Origin of the sequence: Terrisporobacter petrolearius (genome assembly GCF_020748185.1) — a bacterium.
Classification (GTDB): Bacteria; Bacillota; Clostridia; order Peptostreptococcales; family Peptostreptococcaceae; genus Terrisporobacter; species Terrisporobacter petrolearius.
The window spans coordinates 1-452 of sequence record NZ_JAHZMO010000182.1 but is presented as its reverse complement, the minus strand read 5'-3'; the positions used below and the strand labels follow the sequence as shown (position 1 = coordinate 452).

1 protein-coding gene is annotated in these 452 nt (G+C 43.6%); it reads right to left on the bottom strand.

Translation table 11 applies throughout. The features are described from left to right. Positions 1–452 (bottom strand): hypothetical protein (locus tag K0040_RS22530; RefSeq protein WP_228110466.1); only part of this gene is annotated, 452 nt, incomplete at both ends.

Here is a 452-nt window from a genome sequence, read left to right as displayed (position 1 = left end):
ATGACCAGGTCTGGCGTATCCAGCGGGATTATCTCAAGCTGGTCTTCACCAAATGTCGATAATTTTGTTACATACAACCGATCTTTATATTGCGCAATATTGCCAGTAATCAGATGAAATTGTTCAGGTTCAATACCTGGTAGGTCTATCCACTTGCTCCACTGACGGTCGGGCGTGAGCTGTTTACGCCAGCGAACGCGACTTTCCCCTACTTCAAAAGAGACGTCATCATCTACGGGTATCGCTTTGTCAGACAATTGCCCAAAGGGATAACGATGCAGACCCTTATTGTCGCGAAAAACCAGCAGTGAATGAGGTATCCAGCGAATTATCTCAAATGAGTCTGCATTCGCTGTAAGGTGAACGGCATTTAAATAAATATTCTGCCCACTGCGGATAAGCAGATCATTGGAATACAAATTTCTGTTTACACTCATAAGACGTGGATTAAT